The organism is Mucilaginibacter sp. MD40 (assembly GCF_002288635.1).
Taxonomy (GTDB): Bacteria; Bacteroidota; Bacteroidia; order Sphingobacteriales; family Sphingobacteriaceae; genus Mucilaginibacter.
The window spans coordinates 2,268,461-2,283,341 of record NZ_NRSW01000001.1; the positions used below are offsets into that span (position 1 = coordinate 2,268,461).

The window sequence follows — 14,881 nt, forward strand, 5'->3', positions numbered from 1 at the left end:
GATGAGAACGCTGTTTTTGTCATGTTTGCTTTTGGTTGGTTTCAGTTGCTTTGCGCAGCGTAACCCTTTCAAGGTGCTGGCTATTTATGAGAACGGCGGTCACCATGTCGAGTATTCCAAAAGAGCAAAGACCTGGTTGAATGGGCTTGCTGCAAAGAGAGGCTTTACCGTTGATTATATCCAAAACACCGATATCATTGATTCCGCATATCTCAGCAATTACCAATTATTTATCCAGTTAGACTATCCGCCTTATGGCTGGAAGGATAAAGCGGTAAAGGCCTTTGAAGAGTATATCAGCAACGGCAGGGGAGGATGGATAGGCTTTCACCACGCGACGCTGCTGGGTGAGTTTGACGGCTTCCCGATGTGGGATTGGTTTTACCACTTTATGGGCGATATTCGGTTTAAAGATTACATCGCTACTTTTGCCTCCGGCGAAGTAAAGGTGGAGGACAGGCAACACCCGGTAATGCGCGGCATCCCCGGCAAATTTCTGATCAAACAGGAGGAATGGTATACGTACGATAAAAGCCCGCGTCCAAATGTAAGGGTGTTGGCCAGTGTTGATGAAAACACCTACCAGCCCAACGGTAATATCAAAATGGGCGACCACCCGGTGGTATGGACAAACCCAAAGTATAAAGCCCGAAACGTTTACATTTTTATGGGGCACTCACCGAAGCTGTTTGATAATCCGGCTTACACCAAATTGTTCACCAATGCGATATTTTGGGCAGCCGGTGTTAAGCAGTAATTATTAAGTGCAAAGCCTTTCCTTAACGATGGTTTAAGTATATCTTCAGACTTTCCGTCTATAGACTTTGGACCTATATTTATTTTTCTGTAACCGATGTATTTAAACTTTTAAACAGAGTGGCAACGGGTTGTTTATCGGTTGTGCCGTAGCCACCTTGCAGAATACTTTGGCCGGTTACGCCGGGGTTGTTGCCATGACCCATAAACCACTTGCCTTCCGTATTACTGATACTGATACCTGCCATGCCTGCCGCCTGTAATGAAAAATCGGTGCAGTTGTTATAGCTGAGGTGGTAGTCCACATCATTATATTCTTTGGTAAGTTTGAGTATCTTATCAAAGCTTTTCTTAGAAATAAACTTGCCAATGATCTCATCCCATTTGTGGCCGGCATCATTTTTAAATTGCGACGAAGTTGACGGGAACCAGGGGGTCGCAGAAAATATATGATCTTTTTTAGGGTAGAAGCCAAATGAGCAGGAAACGTAGGTAGAATCCGTATTATATTTGATCAGGGTGATGTACGTATGCCCGGTATAAGCCAACACATGGACTTTCTTTTTACCGGGTGAAGGTTGTTTCACATGGAAAAGCAATGCGTAGGCCACGGCCTGTTTTCCATCATTAAAAGTACCCGAAATATTTTCATAAGTGGTTCTAACGGATTTTTCGCTTCGTACCTGTAAACTCTGGACGTAAGCTAACGAATCATCTTTGGTATTGATGGGCAGGTCGGGGCTTAGGCTGTCATCAACGTCCATGTTGTCTGATACTGCCGCTTCCCGGTTATCATGTTTCTGTTTATCTTTTTGCAAGGTTTTAAAGAAACACTTCATGGCCAACGGATAAAGCTTTAGACGGGCAAAAAGATTGGCAAATTTGAAAAGCGTTTTATTCCTGGCTTCATTACCTGCAGATCCGTTGTCGCTTACCTCAAGCTGTTTGAGATAATTCATCAACTGCTTGCGGTCACCTGAGTTATTAAGACTTATCGATACCTTTTTCTGGAGGTCAGTCTCACTCACATTATCAAAAATGCTGACAGCGGGTTTTGTCTTGACTGAGGTAAAATCCTTTTCCTCAATATACTCACTATTAATGGCTGATGTATCGGCAGCATCCTGTTTGTAGGGCAGCGAAGCAGACATTTGCGCAGAGGCGGTGAGCGTGCCAAATGTTAAAACAACTGCGGAGAAGATTTTAAAAAACGGTAAATGTATACGGTTAATCATACTTAATTGCAATTGATCAGGTAACGCGTTTTTTTGGGCGATGGGGGATCCCTATCAGTAACAATAACAAAACGCGCTACATCGTACTTCGCGGTTCGTTGAGATAAATATAGCAACTAACCATTGTTAAATACACCAATGTGGAATATTTCACATCTTTTAACATTTCTACGACGATAACGAGTATTGAGATTTTCAAACGTGATCCCTGATTTAGTATCTATAGGTTTCTCTAAGATTAAATAATTGAATAGAAATGTTTTTTAAATTAAATTTATTCTATAACTTTATTTAATTACCGTCAAGTAAGTTCTACTACTCTCATTTTTAATCAATTAAACCAAATTTTATGAAAAGGAATTTTATGTTATCAACGCTGGTAGCTGTTTTGCTATTCGCGTTACCATCTTTTATACCGGTTGATACAAAACCTCCGGTAAAGAAAACTACCAAGAAAAATGCAGTTATGGCACCGCAAAATTTCCCTTCGTGTGGCGCGGTCATCAACATACATGTTACTTCTTTTTCAGCTTATTCAATAACCATAGAGTGGAACCCGAGTTCGGCCAGTTCATATGGCATAGGTGGGTATTGGAATACTACGGGTGCATCGCTTCCGCCGCCAAGTGGCAGCACATCAGCAAATAGCCTTACGCTCGCCATTCCTTCTTCGGCCACCGGGGGGCGTGTGGCCATCCTGGCGAAATGCGCGGACGGCAGTACTTCTACTGCTCCCGATTTTTCGCATGGTGTACTATTTGATAAAAACTCACTTACCTGGAGTACTTTCTAATGAGTTTTGATTATGACGGTAACCAACAATGCCCGCGAAAGCGGGCATTGTTGGTTAATACCAAGCGTAGATGTATTAGTTGAATCACAAATTTACAGCCTTACGCTTGGGCATTAGCAAATGCATTAACAACCAGGCTGCCACATATGCGCAGGCGCAAATGGTGAACAGTATATTATAACCAGCCGTTACATTACCCGCTGCCCTGGCCGAATCAAGCACCCAGCCGATAAAGAACGGGAATAAAATGGCGCCTACCGAGCCTGCCATACCAGCAATGCCTATTATGGAGCTTACAGCTTTTTTAGGAAAAATATCTGATGCTGTGGTATAAATATTGGCGCTCCAGGCCTGGTGCGCAGCTGCGGCTAAACCAATGAGTGCCACTGATTGCCAGATATTGGTTGCGTACCTTGCCGTAAAAATCGGCACCACACAAAGCGCGAAAATAAACATGGCTGTTTTCCGGGCCTTAAACACCGGCATCCCGCGCTTAATAAACCACGATGACAAATAGCCGCCGCCAATACTACCGATAGTGGTAGCCGTGTAAATAAGTATCAACGGCAGCGTAGGCTTTTTAAGATCAAGGTTAAAGGTGCTGGAGAAATAGGAAGGTAGCCAAAACAGGAAAAAGTACCACATAGGGTCTGTTAAAAACTTACCTACCACTAATGCCCATGTTTGCCTTACCGTAAATAAGCGGCTCCAGGCAATTTTTTCTGTAGCCAGTTTACTTTCGGCTGCTTCTTCTTCGGCATCGCTATTGATGTATTCTAACTCATCACTGTTGATTTTTTTGTGGCGGGAAGGGATTTCGTAATAGATCCACCAGAATATCAGCCATATAAAACCTATGGCGCCGGTGATGATGAACGCCATTTGCCAATCGTAAACACCTAATATCCACGGCACCAGTATAGGCGCCACAACCGCGCCAATGTTGGCTCCCGAATTAAAGATACCGGTTGCAAAAGCACGCTCTTTTTTAGGGAACCATTCCGCTATCGCCTTTATAGCTGCTGGAAAATTTCCGCCCTCGCCAACACCTAAAATCATTCTTACTACCAAAAATCCGAAGGTGTTATTTACAACACCGTTCAATACCCCAGCTAAACTCCAGACAATAATTGAGATAGTGTAGCCTTGCTTAGTATTCAAACGGTCTATAAAAGCTCCAAATAATAATAAACCAAAAGCGTAAGCTGCCTGAAAGGCTATAACTATAAACCCGTAATCGCTTTCAGACCAGTGGAATTCTTTCTGTAAGTCAGGTTTTAAAAAACCTATTACTTGTCTGTCGAGGTAATTAATGGTGGTGGCAAAAAATAGCAGCACAACCACCGTCCAGCGGTAGTTGGTTCTTTGTGTTTGGCTCATGATGTAAGGTTGCCGCTACCGCGCCCCTTTGACCAGTTCTAAAGCGAGCAGGGTATTGGTATATAATTGGTTATAATTTTTATCTTTCAGTACATCAGAGGTGATCAGCTTGCTGCCCATACCAACAGCTACTACACCCGCTTTAAACCAGGCGTTAATGTTTTCCGCGCTCATATCTACACCGCCTGTAGGCATCATCTTAACACCCGGGAACAACTCTTTTATTGCCGAAACAAAACCCGGCACCAAAACATTTGCAGGAAATAACTTCACAAAAGAAACATCAAAATACCTGGCAGCCTTGTCAATCTCTGTAGGGGTCATACATCCCGGTATCCATAAATAGTTATTGGTTACAGCTAAATGGCCTACTTCTTCTGCCAGTATGGGCGATATGAAAAAATCAGCGCCGGCTAAGGCATAGTTATCAAAGTCCTGCGGCGTTTTGATGGTGCCTATTCCTAATATCAGGTCGGGAAATTCGTTTTGTTGAAGCTCTTTTAACGCTTTAAAATTTTCAAGTGCCGCCTCGCCGCGGTTGGTGTATTCTATTACACGGATGCCTGCTTTGTAAAGCGTTCGGGTTACGTCTAAACTAACCTGTTTATCGGCATGGTAAAAAAGTGGCAGCATGCCTTGGGAAATAATAGCATCCGTGATTTGCTGTTTAGTTTTCATACCGAATGGTTTTTAAAACATCATCCACTTTACTTGTGGTTGCATCGCCTTCAATAAAAAGTTTCGCGAATGCCGCCGCGGTAGCAAAGTCTAAAGTTTCCTTGTAGGATAATTGATTGTACAAGCCATATATCAGGCCGGCCATAAAGCAATCGCCGCTGCCTACTTTATCCACTACATTATCGGCGTGGTACTCGGCAGAATGGTGAAATTCATTGTCAGCGTATATCGTCGTATAATAATCAATACCATCGCGCGAGTCAAACCGGAAGGTATTAGCCACTACCTTACATTTTGTAAACGCTTTTTGAATATCTTCTGATGAACGTTGAGCCTGTTTAAGATAAATACTTTTTTGTCCCGATTCATGAATATCGCCCAAAACTGGAATACCCAATAGTTTCTCAGCAGCCCAGATGTTACCCATAATAAGGTCGCAATAATGTGCGAGGCGCGGCATCACTTCAAAGGGTTGCTTGCCATATTGCCAAAGTTTAGCGCGGTAATTCAGATCAACAGAAATAAAAATGCCTCTGTCAGATGCAGCTTTAAGTACTTCTTCGCAAAGTTCGGCAGCCTCCGGGCTTAGTGCCGGGCAAATAGCGCTGAAATGAAACCAGCTTACATCCTGCAAAACCTCGTCCCAATTAACGGTACCGGTTTTTAATTTGGCAAATGACGATTCTGCACGGTCGTAAATCACCGCATCGTGCTTCATATCTTTACCCTTAGTTAAATAAAAGGTGCCCAAACGGCCGTCGCTTTTCACAATAGCCGATGTGTCGATCTTCCTTTTTTGCAGATAATTGATCAACTGTTCGGTGAGGCCGTTATCGGGTAAGGCGGTAAAGTATTTTACAGGTACATTCCAATGAGCAAGCGCGGTAGCTACATTGAGCTCGGCGCCGCCAACGTGGAAAGGCATGGCATTATTATTTAGCCAATGGCTATCCGCGTCAGGGCAAAACCTGAGCAGTAATTCGCCGAATGTTAAAACTTTGCCTGCCATAGCTGCTAATGTAGTTAAACCCCGCTGAATACGGAAAAACCACCATCAACGCATATCATGGAACCGGTTACAAATGCCGAAGCATCGCTAAGCAGCCATACTAGTGCGCCGATCAATTCGTCAGGGTGCCCAAATCGTTTAAATGGCGTTTTACGAATCACAGACTCTCCGCGACTGGTGTAGCCACCATCAGGTGTGGTCAATAAATTGCGGTTCTGCTCAGTTAGGAAAAAGCCGGGAGCAAGTGCATTCATGCGGATGGCATCGCCATAACGGTTAGCCAACTCAACCGCGAACCATTCGGTATAGCAATCAACGGCGGCCTTGCCCATATTGTACCCTAACACCTTGGTAACGGCCTGTTTAGAGTTCATGGATGATATGTTAACGATACTTCCTTTGCCGGTTTGCGCTATGGCCTCTCCAAACACCTGTGTAGGCAGTATAGTACCCCAAAGGTTTACATCCAGTACCTTTTTCATGCCCTCTATATTGATCTTAAAAATATCCTCATCGGGCTGTATAACGCCTGCAGGCATATTGCCGCCGGCACCGTTCACCAGGCCATCAATACGACCAAATTTATCTAAAATCTGGGTTTTAGCTTCTATAAGGGCCGCTTCGTCAAGCGCGTCGGCGATGAGGGCAATGGCTTTACCGCCTTTTGCGTTAATGACCTGGGCGCGTTCATCTGCAACCTGTTTGTTGCGGCCAAGTATGCCCACGGTACCGCCTGCTTCAACAATACCGTTAATAAACGCGTTGCCTAATATACCGGTGCCACCGGTAACTATGATAACTTTCCCTTCGAGCGAAAATGAGTTGTTCATGAGTAGTGTTTATGTATTTTGCAGTTTAATTTTAGATAGATAATGCTTTAAATGCTTGGCAATGTAATACAATGCAAGTTGAAAAAGTAATAAATTATGCATGTTTTGCAAGATTTATGTGAAATACTGCTAAATACATGTCAAAATAACGGTTTTGTAATTTTGTCACCGGTAGCATAAGGTTATGCTAAATTATTTTTGTTATTTACGGCTATGAGTTTAGAACAAACCTGGCGCTGGTTTGGGCCATCTGACCAGGTATCACTGAGTGATATTAAGCAGGCAGGGGCTACCGGCATAGTTACTGCGCTGCACCATATTGCCAATGGCGCTGTATGGCCTGTTGAAGAGATCATGAAACGTAAGCAGCTTGTTGAAGCTGCCGGTTTAAAATGGTCTGTGGTAGAAAGCGTGCCTGTGCATGAAGATATCAAGAAGCGCAGCGGCAATTTTGAGCATTATATTGATAACTATCGCCAAACGTTAAGTAACCTTGGCCAGTGCGGTATACATACCGTTTGTTACAATTTTATGCCGGTGCTTGATTGGACCCGCACCGATCTGGATTACCCCATGCCTGATGGTTCAACAGCCCTGCATTTTAATATGGTACATTTTGCCGCTTTTGATATGCATATCCTCAGGCGCCCAAAAGCGGAGCAGGATTATCCGGAGCATATCCGGCAGCTCGCGGCAGAATATGCCCATGCCCTTGATGCGGAAGGCAAAAAAAAGCTCACCGCAAACATTATAGTCGGCTTACCCGGAGCCGAAGAAGGTTATACGCTTGATGAGTTTTTAGCGGTACTGGCTTCCTATAAAAATATTAATGCGACTATCTTAAAGGCTAATCTCGCGCATTTTTTGCGGCAGGTGATACCGGCGGCAGAACAGGCCGGGGTGATGATGTGCATACATCCGGACGACCCTCCTTATGATATACTGGGTTTGCCGCGAGTGGTAAGCAATGAGCAGGATATATGTGATATTTATAATGCTGTTGATAGCCACAATAATGGTTTAACTTTTTGTACAGGTTCCTTTGGCGTTATTCCGGGTAATAACCTCCCGGAGATGGTAAAAAACCTTGGTCACCGCATACATTTTGTGCATTTACGCAGTACTAAAAGAGATAATCTGGGCAGTTTTTACGAAGCCGACCACCTGGCCGGTGATGTAGATATGTATGAAGTAATGAAGGCGTTGCTTGAGGAGCAGCAAAGGCGGATTGCTTCGGGCAGAAAAGATACCCAAATACCTTTCAGGCCCGATCATGGGCATAAAATGCTCGACGATCTCAAGAAGAAAACCAATCCAGGCTATTCCGCCATAGGCCGTTTGCGTGGACTTGCGGAATTAAGAGGGCTTGAACTGGGCATTAAAAAAGCCTTTAATTATTAACAGAATATCTTAGCTAACCCGGGTGTACAACGCCCTCATCGGGCTTAGGCGTATCAGGTGTAATTTCAGGTGGCTGGTTGTCCGGCGCTTCAGTAGGTATCTCCCTGATATTAGGGTCTGTGGGTTGTTTAATTTCCGGCCCTTCTATGTGCACAGGCATTTCTTCCGGCTCAGTAGGTATGGTTTTGTGTTGCTTGCTCATGTATATATTAATCATATATCCTGATAATTGTTTGAAAGCAGGAAGGTAACCCTCGTTTATTAATAGCCAATGATTTGCAGTTGTAGCTAATTATATTTGCATTGTGCCTGTTCCTAAAAAGAAAACGACCATTACGGCAAGGAGAAAGCCTACAGGTCGTAAAAAGAAACTCCAAAGCCAGTATCCTTACTTAAGATGGTATCTCATTACGCTTGGCTTTGCCGTGCTTTTTTCTCCTTTCTATTACGGATATGTATTTAAGACCTTTTCCTCGGCCTGGCGCTGGATAGAGGACATTGGCACACCTGCTTCGGGCCGCATTTACAAGAGCTTCGGCATCAGCATACCTGAGGGTTATAGCGTACATGGCATAGACGTTTCTTATGCCCAGGGTAAGATCTACTGGCAAAAGGTGCGCCGCATGCATGAAGATAGCGTCCGTATCTCATTCGCCTATATTAAAGCAACGGAGGGCCTGCTCAAGGTTGATCCCTATTTCAAGAGAAACTGGCGCGAAGCCGCTAAAGTGGGAATAAAATGCGGGGCTTACCATTTTTTTAGGCCTAAGAAGAATGGTTTGTGGCAGGCCCGGTTTTTCTTGCAGAATGTGGAGATAGAAAATGGCGACCTGCCTCCGGTGGTAGATATTGAACGGCTTGATGGAAAATCACCAGCAGCCATGCGCAAAGAATTAAAGGAATTTATACGGCATGTGGAGTCGAAAACAGGAGTAAAGCCGGTTATTTACACCGGCATCAGTTTTTATAACGACTACCTGCGGGGCTTTTTTGATGGTTATCCCTTATGGATAGCCCATTACGACCAGCCAAAGCTTAATTTACAAAAGGGCACCGACTGGAGGTTCTGGCAACACTCAGAAAGGGGCCATATCAACGGTATTGGCCACACTGTAGACTTTGATGTTTTCAAAGGTGACAGCACCGACCTGGAACGGATAACGATCAGCAGATACAGTAACCGTTAGAGCTTATCACACGGAAGCCTTCTCTTTAGGGAAATTTTTATTAGCCAGTTTGGCAATGATCTCATTACGGCTTTTACCTTCAAGAGCCATCAAAAACTCGATGGGGCCGCCTTCAATTCCGCAGCCAAAGCATTTAAATACATTGCTTGACGGGTTCACCATCAGCGAAGTGGTTTCATCTTTGTGAAACGGGCAACGCCCTTTTAATGCTTTGCGGCTTTGTTGTAAAAGTACATGCTTTGAAACGATGTCAACCAGATTCATACTCACAATATATTATCAAAAAAATCGGGCCTCAAATATACTAAAGCCCGTTTTTACCGGCAATGAGCTTGGTTAAAAAGCGTCACTCAGAAAGGCTAACAGGGTGCTTATCAGTACCATATTTTTTATCGGTCGTATGAAAATATTTACAGATGCTCTTTTTATTAAGTGTGGCGATTATATGTGCGGGTTAATTAGAAATTAAGTTAGGGTAATTGTAACTGGCATTGGTAACAGGTTTATTGGTGGTAGATTTTATCATTGAGAATTGTAGTGTTTTGATGATGGAATGTTAAGAGAAGTATACAACATGTAGTTTTATCATACAGTTTTAGATGGTGCCAGTAAGTATTTACAATATTAAATTAATTATAATTAATATTGATTTATAGGTAAATAATTGACTATTATTGATATATAATTTTATTTAGTAGTTAAATTTTTGTTTGGCGTTTCGTTTGGTTACTTCTTGGCACAAACAACCGCACATGCAAAACCAACTAAAGATATTTACGTGGCATATCCACGGTAGCTATCTGTTCTATCTATCTCAGGGAAACTACGACATTTATATTCCAACTAAGCCGGAAAAAACCGAAGGATACTATGGCAGGGGAGAAACCTTTCCTTTCGGAGCCAATGTTATCGAGATTCCTGCTGAAGAAGTTAAAGATCATTCGTTTGATTGTATCGTATATCAAACCAATAACAATTATTTAACCGACCAGTACGAGATACTTTCAGAAGAGCAGCGTAAACTGCCGCGTATCTACATTGAGCATGACCCGCCACGCCAGCATCCAACTGATACAAAACACGTAGTTGATGATCCGGAGGTTACGCTGGTGCATGTTACCCATTTTAACCGCCTGATGTGGGACAGCAACAACACGCCAACCCGTGTTATTGAACATGGCGTAACTGATAGCGGTGTTGTTTACAAAGGTGATTTAGACAAAGGCATTGTAGTAATTAATAACCTGCCGGCGCGTGGCCGCCTGCTGGGTTACGATATATTTATGAACGTTCGTAAACATGTACCGCTTGATTTGGTGGGCATGGGTACAGGAGACCTTGGACTTGGTGAGGTGTTGCATCCGCAGCTACCAGAATTTCAAAGCCGTTACCGTTTCTTTTTTAATCCAATCAGATATACCAGCCTCGGACTTGCCATTTGTGAAGCCATGATGATGGGGATTCCTGTTGTTGGTTTAGCCACAACAGAGCTATCAGCAGTGATCGAAAATGGCGTATCAGGTTTTATCCATACTGATGTGGATTACCTGGTAGAAAAAATGAAGCTTTTAATTAACGAGCCGCAACTGGCTCTTGAAATAGGTAATAACGGCAGAAAGGTAGCTATGCAGCGCTTTAACATCCAGCGCTTTGCCAATGATTGGGAACAACTTTTTAGCGAAGTGACCAACAGGCAGGTACCCGAATCCCTAATAACAGCATCATGAAATATCAAACGAAAAGGATCGCAATGATCAGCGACCATGCATCGCCGCTTGCAAACCTTGGCGGCGTTGATACCGGCGGGCAAAACGTATATGTTGCCCAATTAGCCAAGCAACTGGCAACACAAGGTTACCTGGTTGATGTGTTTACCCGGAAAGATGATTCTTCTTTGCCCAGTGTGGTCAACTGGGTAAGCGGTGTGCGCGTCATTAATATAGAAGCTGGTCCGGTGGCTAATGTTCCTAAAGAGGAACTATTACCTCATATGAAAGCGTTTAAAGCAAACATGCTTAAATTTATAAGACATGAAGAGATCGAATACACCTTGGTGCATGCCAATTTCTTCATGTCGGCGTTGGTGGCTATGGGCATAAAAGAGCAGTTAGGCATACCTTTCGTGGTTACCTTCCACGCACTCGGTCATGTAAGGCGCAATCATCAGAACGATGCGGATAAATTTCCTGTTGAGCGCCTGGATATTGAAGAAAATGCTGTTAAGATGGCTGACCATATTATAGCAGAGTGCCCTCAGGATAAGGAAGACCTGATCAAATATTACAACGCTAACGAAGACAAAATTTCTGTAGTACCTTGCGGCTTTAGTCACCACGAATTTTCGCCGATGGATAAGCAGTGTGCGCGAAGGATATTAGGCTTACCGCAAGATGAGCACATTATTTTGCAGTTGGGCCGTATGGTGCCACGCAAGGGCGTTGATAATGTGATTGAAGCATTGGCCGGAGTTAAAACCAAAACCAAACAGGTGAGGCTGCTGATTGTTGGCGGCGAGTGCGAAGAACAGGAAGAAGAAACCTGCCCCGAATATGCAAGGCTACTTAATATTGCACGCAAAAATGAAGTTATTGAGCAGGTGATATTTGCGGGGCGCAAAAACCGCGATAAGCTCAAATATTATTACGCCGCAGCCGATATTTTTATCACCACTCCCTGGTATGAGCCTTTTGGGATTACACCATTAGAAGCCATGGCCTGCGGAACACCGGTAATAGGTTCAAATGTAGGCGGAATTAAATACAGTGTAAAAGACGGAGAAACGGGTATATTGATTGAACCTCACAACCCGAAGCAATTAGCGCAAGCTATTAACGATTTACTTAGCGATGAAATGCTGCTAAGCGATATGGGTGAGAATGCTATTGAACGCGTTAACCGTTATTTTACCTGGGCAAATGTAGCCAATATGATTAAGGCAGTTTACCGGAATATTGCACCGGTTACGAGATTAGTTCAAAAGCAATCGCAGGCTGCTTAATGAAGAACAGGGCAGTTTTCCTGGATAAAGATGGCACACTGATACCCGACATTCCTTACAATGTCGATCCGCAGTTAATAACCCTTCAGGCTGATGCCATTGAGGGGCTAAAGCGCTTACAAGTTGCTGGTTATCTTTTTGTCATCGTGTCTAATCAATCGGGCGTGGCGCGTGGCTTTTTTGAGGAGAAGATGTTAGTAGGAGTAGAGCAACGTATTAGTCAGCTATTGCAGGAGCGTGGGATCGAACTCTCCGGGTTTTATTATTGTCCGCATCATCCTGATGGTATTGTAACGGGTTTCAATAAAGATTGTAATTGCCGCAAGCCTGCACCGGGTATGCTGTTAACAGCAGCAGTGGCGCATAATATCGATTTGGGATTATCCTGGATGATTGGCGATATCCTTAACGATGTGGAAGCAGGTAACCGTGCCGGTTGCAGTACAGTTTTAATAGATAACGGCAACGAAACCGAATGGGTACCCGGTCATCACAGAGTACCAACAATTACCGCTAAATCAATCGACGAAGCTGCGACGCTGATGTTAAAATCAAACCAACATGAATTGGCAGGGCTGTAAAAATATCCTCTGCATACGCCCGGATAACATGGGCGACCTGATCATGTCGGGGCCGGCCATTAGTGCGCTTAAGGAAAGTTTTGGTGCCCGTATAACGTTGCTTACCTCAACAATGGCTAAAGGCATTACACCGATGATGCCGGAGATTGACGAAGTAATGATCTATGATGTGCCCTGGGTGAAGACCGCGGAAGCCGGAGTAACGGAGGCGTTATATGAGATAATTGCCAATATTAAAAGCAAAGCCTTTGATGCCGCGGTAATATTTACGGTTTACAGTCAAAACCCACAATCAACGGCCATGCTGGCTTACCTGGCAGGAATACCCAATATACTGGCTTACTGCCGCGAGAATCCGTATCATTTAATTAACAACTGGGTGCCCGATAAGGAGCCATATGATCTTATAAAGCACCAGGTTCAGCGCGATCTCGATTTGGTTGCTGCCGTAGGTGCTTATACCAATAATGATAATTTAAGTCTGGAAGTTGATGATCATTTATGGCCGGGAATATCCACCAAGCTTAACGTGATTGGTGTGGATTTAACAAAGCCCTGGTTGCTGATCCACCCCGGTGTAAGCGAACCAAAGAGAGAATATCCATTTAAGCTTTGGGTTGAGGCAGGTAAAAGATTAGTAAATGATGGTTATCAACTCGTGGTTACGGGAGCTTCAAGCGAAAAAGAACGCGCAGATTGTTTGGCAACTGAAATAGGAGCAGGCTGCTTTTCAAGTGCAGGACTTTTTCCACTTCAGGAATTTGTTTGCCTGGTTAAGCATTCACCGCTGCTGGTATCTGTTAACACCGGTACCATACATATCGCAGCCGCGGTTAACACTCCTGTGGTTGTGCTGTATGCGCAAACCAATCCACAACATACGCCGTGGAAGGTACCCCATGTAGTTTTGCCATTTGCAGTGCCTGCGAACCTGCGCAGCCGTAATGAGGTGATACAATATGTAAACCGAACGTTATACAGCGAGCCGGTAGCAATGCCGGATGCAGAAGCCATTTCAACAGCAGTTAAGAGCCTGCTTAACCCGCCAGGCTCACCAATTCAACTGTCTCCCGGAATACCAGATGAAAATCCGGCGATTGCAGCCAGTTAATGGTACGATGAACGCGCGTATCTAAAGGCCCCCATCTTTGTGGTTCTCCATCCATACTGATCACGATGCTTGGCGTTTTAAACGCGGACGCTATATGCGAAACGCCCGTGCAATTTGAAATTAGTATAGCTGCATTCTGTATCAGCACACCAACAGCACCCATAGATGTTTTGCCAGCGGTATTAATGGGCTCATGCCTCATGTGGCTTATTACAGCTTCAATAATGTCACTTTCTTCCTTGGTGCCGGTAAGCACGGCTTTGTACCCTTCGTCAAAACAGTAATCTGCCAGAGCAGCGAAATATTTTACCGGCCATTGGCGGTAGCTGCCTCTCGATCCGGGGTGAATGCAAACATATTTTTTCGGTTCTATATCTAACTGTAAAGCATCTAACGCATCATAATCCGCGGTTGTTAATGGATACTCCAACTCATTACCCTGAGACTCGACGCCCAAAAAATCCATCAGGCGGATATGCCGTTCAATTTCGTGACCTTCATCGGGGTAAGTCATGAATAAGCCATTATCCGGTGCGTAATGTCCATCAATTTTATACCCGGCTGTATTCTTAGCGCCCAATAGTTCAACCATGGGGTTTACTACAGAACCATTACCCTGCATTTGTATGGCAAGATCAAAATGTTCATCCTGTACCTGTTTCAAAAAGCTGGTAAATGCGGCTTTATCCAATTGCTGTTCGGGCAGGCCCGGGTAGCCCGGGAAATGGATAAAATTATCGAAGTATTGTCCAAATCTTTCAGTGAACGATTTACCCCATGGCAAGCCAAGTAAGGTGATCTGCGCGTTGGGGTAAGCATGCCGCAACGCCCTTATGGCCGGTATTATACAAAGCATATCACCTAGTTGCAGTGCGCGGAATATGGCGATCTTCTTTATTTCGGAGGGAGGGATCTTCATAAT

Annotated in this window: 16 protein-coding genes; 8 read left to right on the top strand and 8 right to left on the bottom strand. The window is 44.1% G+C overall.

The window, feature by feature from the left end:
- Window position 1 precedes the first annotated feature (1 nt).
- Window positions 2-757, top strand: coding sequence for a ThuA domain-containing protein (locus tag CKK33_RS10305; RefSeq protein WP_095704027.1), 756 nt, complete (start codon window positions 2-4; stop codon window positions 755-757).
- 79 nt (window positions 758-836) lie between these two features.
- Here CKK33_RS10305 and CKK33_RS10310 read toward each other — a convergent pair whose 3' ends face one another.
- Window positions 837-1,991 (bottom strand): hypothetical protein, encoded by a 1,155-nt coding sequence (locus tag CKK33_RS10310; RefSeq protein ID WP_095704028.1) that lies wholly within the window; start codon window positions 1,989-1,991, stop codon window positions 837-839.
- A gap of 349 nt (window positions 1,992-2,340) precedes the next feature.
- Here CKK33_RS10310 and CKK33_RS19420 point away from each other — a divergent pair, with 349 nt between their 5' ends.
- Window positions 2,341-2,784, top strand: a complete 444-nt coding sequence (locus CKK33_RS19420) for a hypothetical protein (protein WP_143822941.1) — start codon at window positions 2,341-2,343, stop codon at window positions 2,782-2,784.
- An 84-nt stretch (window positions 2,785-2,868) separates the two neighbouring features.
- On the opposite strand, the gene CKK33_RS10315 is transcribed toward CKK33_RS19420, so the two are convergent.
- From CKK33_RS10315 to CKK33_RS10330, 4 genes are read right to left on the bottom strand one after another with little or no spacing between them, the layout of a single operon-like run.
- Window positions 2,869-4,164, bottom strand: a complete 1,296-nt coding sequence (locus tag CKK33_RS10315; RefSeq protein ID WP_095704029.1) for an MFS transporter — start codon at window positions 4,162-4,164, stop codon at window positions 2,869-2,871.
- A gap of 15 nt (window positions 4,165-4,179) precedes the next feature.
- Window positions 4,180-4,842, bottom strand: a complete 663-nt coding sequence (locus CKK33_RS10320; protein ID WP_095704030.1) for a bifunctional 4-hydroxy-2-oxoglutarate aldolase/2-dehydro-3-deoxy-phosphogluconate aldolase — start codon at window positions 4,840-4,842, stop codon at window positions 4,180-4,182.
- Window positions 4,832-5,851, bottom strand: a complete 1,020-nt coding sequence (locus CKK33_RS10325; RefSeq protein ID WP_095704031.1) for a sugar kinase — start codon at window positions 5,849-5,851, stop codon at window positions 4,832-4,834. Before CKK33_RS10325 ends, CKK33_RS10320 begins: the two co-directional genes overlap by 11 nt.
- 14 nt (window positions 5,852-5,865) lie before the next feature.
- On the bottom strand, window positions 5,866-6,681 hold the full coding sequence (locus tag CKK33_RS10330; protein WP_095704032.1) for an SDR family oxidoreductase: 816 nt from the start codon (window positions 6,679-6,681) through the stop codon (window positions 5,866-5,868).
- 213 nt (window positions 6,682-6,894) lie between these two features.
- Here CKK33_RS10330 and uxuA point away from each other — a divergent pair, with 213 nt between their 5' ends.
- On the top strand, window positions 6,895-8,082 hold the full coding sequence (uxuA, locus tag CKK33_RS10335) for a mannonate dehydratase (protein ID WP_095704033.1): 1,188 nt from the start codon (window positions 6,895-6,897) through the stop codon (window positions 8,080-8,082).
- A gap of 13 nt (window positions 8,083-8,095) precedes the next feature.
- Here uxuA and CKK33_RS10340 read toward each other — a convergent pair whose 3' ends face one another.
- Window positions 8,096-8,284, bottom strand: a complete 189-nt coding sequence (locus tag CKK33_RS10340; RefSeq protein ID WP_143822942.1) for a hypothetical protein — start codon at window positions 8,282-8,284, stop codon at window positions 8,096-8,098.
- Window positions 8,285-8,387: 103 nt separating this feature from the next.
- Here CKK33_RS10340 and CKK33_RS10345 point away from each other — a divergent pair, with 103 nt between their 5' ends.
- Window positions 8,388-9,269, top strand: coding sequence for a glycoside hydrolase family 25 protein (locus CKK33_RS10345; protein ID WP_095704035.1), 882 nt, complete (start codon window positions 8,388-8,390; stop codon window positions 9,267-9,269).
- Between the two features lie 6 nt (window positions 9,270-9,275).
- Here the strand turns inward: CKK33_RS10345 and CKK33_RS10350 are convergent, their stop codons facing one another.
- Window positions 9,276-9,533, bottom strand: a complete 258-nt coding sequence (locus CKK33_RS10350) for a CHC2 zinc finger domain-containing protein (protein WP_095704036.1) — start codon at window positions 9,531-9,533, stop codon at window positions 9,276-9,278.
- A 488-nt stretch (window positions 9,534-10,021) separates the two neighbouring features.
- On the opposite strand from CKK33_RS10350, the gene CKK33_RS10355 reads away from it, so the two are divergent.
- Genes CKK33_RS10355 through CKK33_RS10370 form a run of 4 tightly spaced genes read left to right on the top strand, consistent with a single transcriptional unit; the run spans window position 10,022 to window position 13,959 of the window.
- The gene (locus CKK33_RS10355; RefSeq protein ID WP_095704037.1) at window positions 10,022-10,996 is read left to right on the top strand and encodes a glycosyltransferase family 4 protein; all 975 of its coding nucleotides are present in this window, start codon (window positions 10,022-10,024) and stop codon (window positions 10,994-10,996) included.
- On the top strand, window positions 10,993-12,267 hold the full coding sequence (locus CKK33_RS10360; RefSeq protein ID WP_095704038.1) for a glycosyltransferase family 1 protein: 1,275 nt from the start codon (window positions 10,993-10,995) through the stop codon (window positions 12,265-12,267). The genes CKK33_RS10355 and CKK33_RS10360 overlap by 4 nt, the downstream gene beginning before the upstream one ends.
- Window positions 12,267-12,848: an HAD-IIIA family hydrolase gene (locus tag CKK33_RS10365; RefSeq protein WP_095704039.1), complete on the top strand. Its 582-nt coding sequence runs from the start codon at window positions 12,267-12,269 to the stop codon at window positions 12,846-12,848. Before CKK33_RS10360 ends, CKK33_RS10365 begins: the two co-directional genes overlap by 1 nt.
- On the top strand, window positions 12,829-13,959 hold the full coding sequence (locus CKK33_RS10370) for a glycosyltransferase family 9 protein (protein WP_095704040.1): 1,131 nt from the start codon (window positions 12,829-12,831) through the stop codon (window positions 13,957-13,959). Before CKK33_RS10365 ends, CKK33_RS10370 begins: the two co-directional genes overlap by 20 nt.
- On the opposite strand, the gene CKK33_RS10375 is transcribed toward CKK33_RS10370, so the two are convergent.
- Window positions 13,886-14,878, bottom strand: coding sequence for a glycosyltransferase family 9 protein (locus tag CKK33_RS10375; RefSeq protein ID WP_095704041.1), 993 nt, complete (start codon window positions 14,876-14,878; stop codon window positions 13,886-13,888). The two genes, CKK33_RS10370 and CKK33_RS10375, sit on opposite strands and share 74 nt — an antisense overlap.
- Window positions 14,879-14,881 lie beyond the last annotated feature (3 nt).